The sequence below is a fragment of the Frateuria sp. genome, assembly GCF_013362045.1.
Lineage (GTDB): Bacteria > Pseudomonadota > Gammaproteobacteria > Xanthomonadales > Rhodanobacteraceae > Frateuria_A.
The window spans coordinates 1-7,768 of the sequence record NZ_JABFWW010000079.1 but is presented as its reverse complement, the minus strand read 5'-3'; the positions used below and the strand labels follow the sequence as shown (position 1 = coordinate 7,768).

Sequence of the window (7,768 nt, the reverse complement as noted above, 5' to 3'; positions counted from 1 at the left end):
CCATCCAGTTCGAGGACCAGCTGATCGCCCTCGCGGCGCTGGGTCACCGTCAGCCCGTCCAGCACGTCGCGGTCGGAGGCACAGGCGCGGCCATGCACGTCGAGCTTGCGGGCGTCGGCGCGGCCGTTCACGTGCAGGTCGTAGCTGTTCACCTGGATGCGCACGCCGCGCACGCCGGCCAGGTCGATGCTCATGTTGCGCGGCGCCTCGAAGGCGCAGCGGTCGGCCGCGTGGCCGGCCAGCGGCGCGAGCAGCAGCAGGGAAGCGAGGAAGGTTCGCATGGAAGCTCCGTGGTCTGGATGGGACGTGGCTAGGATGCGCCGGGCGCGCAAAGGGTTGCGTCAACCGGGCAGGTACGCCCGCGTTTTTGCGAGGCACGACCCCAAAGGGAGTGCCCTCCATGCCCCGTGACAGCCTGCTCGCCCCCGCCTTCGCCCTGCTGCTCGCCAGCCCCTTCGCCATGGCGCTGGACGTTCCGCCGGCTCCGGCGGCACCACCCGCGACCCATGCCCAGCCGTCGCCGCCGCCCGACCATGCGCCCATGGATCGTCGCATGCACCGGGTGCACCTCCGGCAGGATCCGGACATGGGCGCCTTCGCCGACCTGCATGCACTGGAGCGCCTCTACCGCGAGGCCGGCCGCGACAAGGAACTCGGTGGCGTCTACGACGAGGTGCTGGCCAGGTCGCAGGACCCGGAACTTCGCACCTACGCCTACCATCGGCTCGCCCGCCTGCAGGCCAGACCGGCCGATGTCGACCAGGCGATCACCACGCTGCGCAAGAGCCTGTCCGAGAATCTCGCCAACGAAGCGAAGGTGCGCGCCGAGCGCGAACGCATGCGCGCGCAGCAGCAGCGCAAGGCCGCGCCGGAACCGGCGGCGCGCTGACCAGCCGTTTGCCTGGCGCAGCGCGCTCGCGCGGCGATGGCGCTGGCGGCGGCCGGCACGCGCGGCCCGGGGATGTCAGCTGGCCTCGTCCGCCTTGGCCTGACGCCAGAGGGTTTCCTGCGCGTCCAGGTCGAGTTCGCCGAGCGAACGCCCCTGCGCCGCGACCAGGGTTTCCATGCGCCGGAAGCGGCGTTCGAACTTGGCGTTGGCCCGGCGCAGCGCGCGGGAAAAGTCGATGCCGGCATGGCGGGCGAGATTGGCGGTAACGAACAGCACGTCGCCCAGCTCGTCCTCCAGCCGGTCGGCATCGGCACCGCTTGCGAACTCGGCGCGCACCTCGTCCACTTCCTCGGCCAGCTTGTCCAGCATCGGGCCCGGCTCGCGCCACTCGAAACCCACGCCGGCCGCGCGCTGCTGCAGCTTGGCCGCGCGCTTCCACTCCGGCAGGCCGCGCGAGATGCCGGCCAGTGCGCTCTCGTCATGCGCGGCGCCGCGGCTGGCGCGCTCGGCGGCCTTGATCGCTTCCCAGGCGCGGGTCTGCTCCTCGACATCCGCATAGCGCGCCTCGGCGAAGACGTGCGGATGTCGCCGGCGCATCTTGTCGGCGATCGCGTGGGCCACGTCGGCGAAATCGAACAGGCCCCGCTCGTGCGCCATCTGCGCGTGGAAGACCACCTGCAGCAGCAGGTCGCCCAGTTCCTCGCGCAGGTCCCCGAAGTCGGCGCGGTCGATCGCGTCGGCCACTTCGTAGGCCTCCTCGATGGTGTAGGGCGCGACCGATGCGAAATCCTGCTGCACGTCCCACGGACAGCCATGCGTGGGATCGCGCAGGCGCGCCATGATCGCCAGCAGGTCCTCGAGCGTGTAGCGCCCGCTCATCGATGCGCCCTGGACCAGGGCGACAGGCGCCCGCTCAAGCTGGCCGCGCCCGCTGCAGCCGCGCCTTCCAGTCCACCGCCGCGTCGCCGACCGCAAGGAACTCCGGATTCAGCAGCGAAGCTTGCGTGTTGTATCGCAGCGGCTCGCCGGCAAGATCCAGCACCGCGCCGCCGGCTTGCTCCAGCACGCACTGGGCGGCTGCGGTGTCCCATTCGCTGGTCGGCCCCAGACGCAGGTAGAGGTCCGCCACCGCGCGCGCGATCAGGCAGAACTTGAGCGACGAACCCATCGGGAAGGGCTGGTAGGGTTCATCCAGCAGCGCGTCGAGGAGACCATGCGAGTCGCTGCCGTGCGAGCGGCTGCCCGCGACCACTGCCGGCGCAGCCAGCGCGCGCGCGCCGATCTGCTGCCATTGGCCGCCGGCGTGCTGCTGCAGCCACGCGCCCTGCCCGTCCGCGGCGGCATACAGTTCGCCGGTGACCGGCGCCAGCACCACGCCGAGCACCGGGCGATGGTTGTCGACCAGCGCGATGTTGACGGTGAACTCGCCGTTGCGCTTGACGAATTCGCGCGTGCCGTCGAGCGGATCGACCAGCCAGTAGCGCGACCAAGCACTGCGCTGTTCCCATGGCGCGGCGCGCGCTTCCTCCGAGAGCAGCGGCAACTGCGGCTCGATGCGCGCCAGGCCCGCGGCGATCACGCGCTGGGCGGCCAGGTCGGCGGCGGTGAGCGGCGAGGCGTCGTCCTTGTGCTCGACCGTGAACTCGTCGCGATAGATGGCCAGGATCGCCGCGCCGGCCTCGCGCGCGATCGCGCCCACCTGGGCCAGCAGGCCGCTTTCCGGTGCGCTGCCGCTCATGGCTGGAAGCGCCCGGCGAGATATTCGCGTGCCATGAACAGGGCCGCGATCGACCGGCCCTCGGTCACGTCGTCGCGTCCGATCAGCGTGTGCAGTTCGGACAGCTTCCAGGGCACCACGTCCAGTTCTTCCGGCTCGTCGCCGGGCAATCGCTCGGGATAGAGATCCTGCGCCAGCACCACATGCGCCATGTGCGTCATGTAGCCGGGCGAGAGCGACAGGTTGTGCAGGATCTTCAGGCGGCCCGCGCCGTAGCCGATTTCCTCCTTCAGTTCGCGGTCGGCGCCCTGCTCGGCGGTCTCGTCCTGGTCGAGCCGCCCCTTGGGCAGCGACAGTTCGTAGCGGCCCACGCCGGCGCCGTACTCGCGCACCAGCAGCACGGTGTCGTCGTCGAGCATGGGCACGATGATCACCGCGCCCAGGCCGCTGGCGCGCAGGCGCTCGTAGGTGCGCTTCTCGCCGTTGGAGAATTCCAAGTCCAGTTGCTCGACGCGCAGGAAGCGGCTGTCGATGCATTCGCGGGTGGCATGGATGATCGGTGGCTTGCGCATCGGGCGATTCTAGCCCGCCCGCGCATCACGCAGGCGTGCAAGCGCCTGGGCGTGGATCGCCGGCACGCCGGCCAGCACGCTGGAGGTTTCCAGGCCCGGCGGATCGCCTGCCAGATCGGTGAACCTGCCCCCGGCCTCGCGCACGATCACCGCCAGCGCCGCGATGTCGAGGATGTTGACGTCCGATTCGACGACCAGGTCCAGCCCACCGCGCGCCAGCAAGTGGTAGTGGCAGAAGTCGCCATAGCCGCGGATGCGGTTCGAATCGCGGATCAGCGCGCCCAGCGCGTTCCAGCGCGCACCCGCGGTGAGCGTCCTGACGTTGCCGATCGAGAGCGCGGCCTGGGCCATCGCATCGGTCGCGGCCACCTGCACGCGTTCGCCGTCGAGCCAGGCGCCGGCGCCTGCGCGTGCCCACATCGTCTCGCCGTAGATCGGCGCACAGGACACGCCCAGCACCAGTTCGCCACGGTCCATCAGCGCGATCTGGGTGGAGAAGAACGGCGTGCGGCGCACGAAGCTCTTGGTGCCGTCGAGCGGATCGACCAGCCAGAGCAGGCCGTCGCGCGCGCCGTCGAGTCCGTATTCCTCGCCGAAGATCGCCGCTTGCGGCAGCGCCCGGGACAGCACCGCGCGGATGGCCTGCTCCGCCTCGCGGTCGGCGATGGTGACGGGCGTGGCGTCGGCCTTCCATTCCACCGCCACGCCGCGGTTCCAGTAGTGGCGAATGATGTCGGCCGCGGCCGCAGCCGCCTCGCGGGCGGCGGACAGGGCGTGTGCTGGGTCGTAGCTCATGGGCTGGTTTCCATAGTGGCGGCGAGACCGCCGCGGCGATGCAGGTGGATCGCTCCGTTGGCATCCGGCGGGCCCAGGCGTGCCAGCCAGTTGCGCAGAACCTTGTCGGCCGTGCGTGGCTGCAGCAGCAGCTCCAGCCGCCAGCCCAGCGGGCTGGCCTGCCACTGGCCGTCGACGTGCAACGGCCCGCGCCCGTCGTCGCGCAGCTGGCCGTGCAGCACGCCGTTCGTAGCCGTCAGATCCATGTCCAGGTTGCCCAGGGCCACGCGCCCGGTGCTCGCCTGTATGGCTGCATCGCTCCAGTGCGCATGGCCCCGGAGTTCGAGCGGCCAGCCGCCCTGCAACACCGCATGCTGCAGCGTCAGCGCGAGGGTGCCCTGGGGCGTGCCCTGCAGCGGATCAAGCCGCGGCGCCCAGGCAGCGAGCCCGGCACGGAGCACCACGCCGGTCCACAGCGGCCGGCCTTGCCCATCGCGCTGCAGATGGCCACGGGCGGCAAGCGCAGGGCCGGCAAATTCCAGCTGCAGGTCGAGCCGGCCCCACAAGGCGGTGCGCGCAAGCTGCCACTGCAACTGCCCCAGCGGCTTGCCATCCGCATCGCGCACCTGCCCGGCTGCACCGTTCCACACCGAGCCATGCACCTGGTCGAGCGTCAGCCCGCGCAGGCGCGCCTGCACGAACGGCAGCGCCCAGCGCGCCGGCAGGAACAGCACCAGCAGCGCGGCACACGACAGCAACAGGGCAATGGCCAGCCAGGCGACGCGCAGGCGTGTCACTTCGATCCTCGAGCTTGAGCGGCCATGCCGCAGCACCGATGATAGCCGGATGGACATCCCCACCCCCGATGCGCCGGCGCCCGCCGGCAACGCGGCGCTGGCCGCGCGCGACCTCAGGCACGTGTGGCATCCCTGCACGCAGATGCACGACCACGAGAGCATTCCATTGCTGCCGATCGTGCGCGGCGAAGGCGCCTGGCTGGTCGATGCGGAGGGCCACCGCTATCTCGACGGCATCAGCTCGTGGTGGACCAACCTCTTCGGCCATGCCAACCCGCGCCTTGCCGCGGCGCTGGCGGACCAGGCGCAGCGCTTGGAACACGTGATCTTCGCCGGCTTCACCCACGAGCCGGCGATCGCATTGGCAGAAGAACTCGTACGCATCACGCCGCCGGGACTCTCGCGCGTGTTCTTCGCCGACAACGGCTCGGCGGCGATCGAGGTGGCGCTCAAGATGAGCTTCCACTACTGGCTCAACCGCGGCCACGGCGAGAAGACCCGCTTCATCGCGCTCACCGGCAGCTACCACGGCGAGACGCTGGGCGCGCTGTCGGTCAGCGACGTGGCGCTGTACCGCAAGACTTATGCCCCTTTGTTGCTGACGCCGATCCTGGCGCCCGCGCCGGATGCCTACCAGGGCGAGCCGGGCGAATCACCCGCCGCCGTGGCCGCGCGCCGGCTGGGCGAACTGCGCGGGTTGCTGGAGCGCCACGCGCACGAAACCTGCGCGGTGATCGTCGAGCCGCTGGTGCAATGCGCCGGCGGCATGCGCATGTACCACCCCGACTACCTGGCGGGCCTGCGCCGCCTGTGCGACGAGTTCGAGGTGCACTTCATCGCCGACGAGATCGCGGTGGGCTTCGGCCGCACCGGCACCATGTTCGCCTGCGAGCAGGCCCGGGTCGCGCCGGATTTCATGTGCCTGTCCAAGGGATTGACCGGCGGCACGCTGCCGCTGTCGGCAGTGCTCACCACCGAGGACGTGTACGCGGCCTTCTACGCCGAGTACAGCGCCGGCAAGGCGTTCCTGCACTCGCACAGCTACACCGGCAATCCGCTGGCCTGCCGCGTGGCGCTGGAGACGCTGGCGATCTTCCGCGACGAGCCGGTGCTGGAGCGCAACCGCACGCTGGCCGCGCACCTGGCCGCGCGCCTGGCTCCGCTGCGCGACCACCCGCACGTGGCCGACGTGCGCCAGACCGGCATGATCGCCGCGATCGAGCTGGTGGCCGACAGGCGTACGCGCACGCCATGGCCGGCTGCCGAGCGGCGCGGCATGCTCGTCTACCTGCACGGATTGCGGCACGGCGCAGTACTGCGCCCACTAGGCAACGTGGTCTACTTCATGCCGCCCTACGTCGTGGACACCGGCGAAATCGACCATCTGGTCGACGTCGCGATGGCCGGCATCGAGGTGGCTGTCGCTAGGCGCGTGCGCCGCTTTCAGTGACCGTGCACCGTCACGCTGGGATCAAGCTGGCGCAAGGCATCACCGGTGGTGAGCGCTCCGGTGCGGCGAATGTCCTCCTGGCTGTAACTGCGGCCGGGAACCGGAAGGCATTCGCCCGGCTTGGGCGGAATCAGGCTGCCGGTGGAGCGCAGGCAATTGCGGTCGCCCGGCCGCGGCACCGGGTGCCGGATGGCGGTTCCGGCATGCGCGGAGGCGCTACCCGTCGCAGTCGCATCCTGTGCGTGTATCGACATGGCGGCCGCCACGGCCACGACGGCGGCAAGGGGAATGGCAAAACGGAACATGGCACACCTCGGGATCAGGGGCGGCATCCATGCTGCTCCCGGGTGGAAGCCGACGCAATCGATGGCTGGCGGCCTCGGCGGATCCGCGCCGGCGCGAAGCGCTAAGCTTCTCCCTTTGACCCCGGCCGAAGCTTCCGTGCGCACCATCCGCATTTACGTCGACCAGCCGCTCGCCACCGGCACCGAGCCGGACCTTCCCGCGCAGGCCGCCGAGCATCTGGCACGCGTGCTGCGCCTGGGCGAAGGCGCCCCCGTCGTGCTGTTCAACGGCGACGGTTGCGACTACGCAGCGATCCTCGTCCACGTCGGCAAGCGCGAAGTGCGCGCCCGCATTGAAGGCGCGCAGCCGGTGGCGAACGAATCACCGCTGCGACTGACGCTCGCCCAGGGCGTGGCACGCGGCGAAAAGATGGACCTGATCGTGCAGAAGGCGACCGAACTGGGCGCGGCCTGCATCGTGCCGCTGCTGACCGAACGCTCGGAAGTTCGCCTCGACCCGGCCCGCGCGGAAAAAAGGCTGGCGCACTGGCGCGCTGTGGCCGCCAGCGCCTGCGAGCAGAGTGGACGCGCGCGCCTGCCGGCCATCCTGCCTGCGCAGCCGCTGGATGGCTGGCTCGCCGGGCTGCCTCAGGATGGCACGCTGCGGCTGGCGCTCCTGCCGGACGGCAACCAGTCGCTGCGCTCGCTCGCGTTTGCCCCGGCCGGCGGCCTGTTGGTCGTGGGTCCGGAGGGCGGGCTGGGCGAACGCGACGTGGCCACTCTGCACGCGGCCGGCTTCAGTGGCCTGGCACTGGGGCCGCGGATCCTGCGCACGGAAACCGCCGGGCTGGCAACGCTGGCGGCGCTGCAGGCCATGCATGGGGATATGGGCTAGCCCGGTATCGGGCTTCGATGGCGACCGAAAGCCGCCTGCCGGCGGTTCCTCGGCGAAACGGCGTCAGCTGGCCAGGTCGAGCATCTGCGCGAGTTCTTCCTCGATGCCTTCCAGGTCGGGAATCACTGCGATGTCGTCGCGCACCAGCACCTGCGCCTTCACGCCCGGCGGCAGCGGCGCTCCGTCGTGGGTGGGAATGATCAGCTCGGCGTTGAGCGTGGTCAGGCGCGGGAAGCCTTGCGTGACCACGGCGAGGAACGGCAGCTTGGCGTTGCTGCCGATCGCCTTGAGCACCGCCACGCGCACCGCCAGCTCGGCGTCGCCCTCGGGCGCGCCGGCAAGCTTGGTGAAGGAGACCAGCGGCACGCGCCAGCCGCGCCAGGCGATCCG

The 7,768-nt window shown here is 70.8% G+C and carries 10 protein-coding genes and 1 pseudogene; 3 read left to right on the top strand and 8 right to left on the bottom strand.

All coding sequences use genetic code 11. The features are described from left to right. Positions 1 to 281, bottom strand: a pseudogene (locus HOQ08_RS03820) (hypothetical protein); the annotation flags it as partial. Between the two features lie 119 nt (positions 282 to 400). On the opposite strand from HOQ08_RS03820, the gene HOQ08_RS03815 reads away from it, so the two are divergent. Beyond that, complete coding sequence (locus tag HOQ08_RS03815; protein WP_291191832.1) at positions 401 to 889, top strand: hypothetical protein; 489 nt, start codon at positions 401 to 403, stop codon at positions 887 to 889. Between the two features lie 75 nt (positions 890 to 964). Here the strand turns inward: HOQ08_RS03815 and mazG are convergent, their stop codons facing one another. Genes mazG through HOQ08_RS03790 form a run of 5 tightly spaced genes read right to left on the bottom strand, consistent with a single transcriptional unit; the run spans position 965 to position 4,749 of the window. Further along, positions 965 to 1,768: a nucleoside triphosphate pyrophosphohydrolase gene (gene mazG, locus HOQ08_RS03810; RefSeq protein WP_291191830.1), complete on the bottom strand. Its 804-nt coding sequence runs from the start codon at positions 1,766 to 1,768 to the stop codon at positions 965 to 967. Between the two features lie 34 nt (positions 1,769 to 1,802). Further along, entirely contained in the window at positions 1,803 to 2,627 is an 825-nt protein-coding gene (gene cysQ / locus HOQ08_RS03805; RefSeq protein ID WP_291191828.1) for a 3'(2'),5'-bisphosphate nucleotidase CysQ, read from the bottom strand. Beyond that, entirely contained in the window at positions 2,624 to 3,178 is a 555-nt protein-coding gene (gene nudE / locus HOQ08_RS03800; protein ID WP_291191826.1) for an ADP compounds hydrolase NudE, read from the bottom strand. The genes cysQ and nudE overlap by 4 nt, the downstream gene beginning before the upstream one ends. Before the next feature lie 9 nt (positions 3,179 to 3,187). After that, a complete protein-coding gene (locus tag HOQ08_RS03795; protein WP_291191824.1) occupies positions 3,188 to 3,973 on the bottom strand; it encodes an inositol monophosphatase family protein in 786 nt (261 codons plus the stop codon). After that, positions 3,970 to 4,749: a type II secretion system protein N gene (locus HOQ08_RS03790; protein ID WP_291191822.1), complete on the bottom strand. Its 780-nt coding sequence runs from the start codon at positions 4,747 to 4,749 to the stop codon at positions 3,970 to 3,972. Before HOQ08_RS03790 ends, HOQ08_RS03795 begins: the two co-directional genes overlap by 4 nt. A 49-nt stretch (positions 4,750 to 4,798) precedes the next feature. Here HOQ08_RS03790 and HOQ08_RS03785 point away from each other — a divergent pair, with 49 nt between their 5' ends. Next, positions 4,799 to 6,199: an adenosylmethionine--8-amino-7-oxononanoate transaminase gene (locus tag HOQ08_RS03785; protein WP_291191820.1), complete on the top strand. Its 1,401-nt coding sequence runs from the start codon at positions 4,799 to 4,801 to the stop codon at positions 6,197 to 6,199. On the opposite strand, the gene HOQ08_RS03780 is transcribed toward HOQ08_RS03785, so the two are convergent. Next, on the bottom strand, positions 6,193 to 6,531 hold the full coding sequence (locus HOQ08_RS03780; RefSeq protein ID WP_291191818.1) for a hypothetical protein: 339 nt from the start codon (positions 6,529 to 6,531) through the stop codon (positions 6,193 to 6,195). The two genes, HOQ08_RS03785 and HOQ08_RS03780, sit on opposite strands and share 7 nt — an antisense overlap. A 109-nt stretch (positions 6,532 to 6,640) precedes the next feature. Between HOQ08_RS03780 and HOQ08_RS03775 the strand changes: the two genes are divergently transcribed. Continuing rightward, complete coding sequence (locus HOQ08_RS03775; protein ID WP_291191816.1) at positions 6,641 to 7,378, top strand: 16S rRNA (uracil(1498)-N(3))-methyltransferase; 738 nt, start codon at positions 6,641 to 6,643, stop codon at positions 7,376 to 7,378. Between the two features lie 63 nt (positions 7,379 to 7,441). On the opposite strand, the gene HOQ08_RS03770 is transcribed toward HOQ08_RS03775, so the two are convergent. Continuing rightward, positions 7,442 to 7,768, bottom strand: a 327-nt coding sequence (locus tag HOQ08_RS03770) for a chemotaxis protein CheW (RefSeq protein ID WP_291191814.1), incomplete at its 5' end; no start/stop codon positions are given.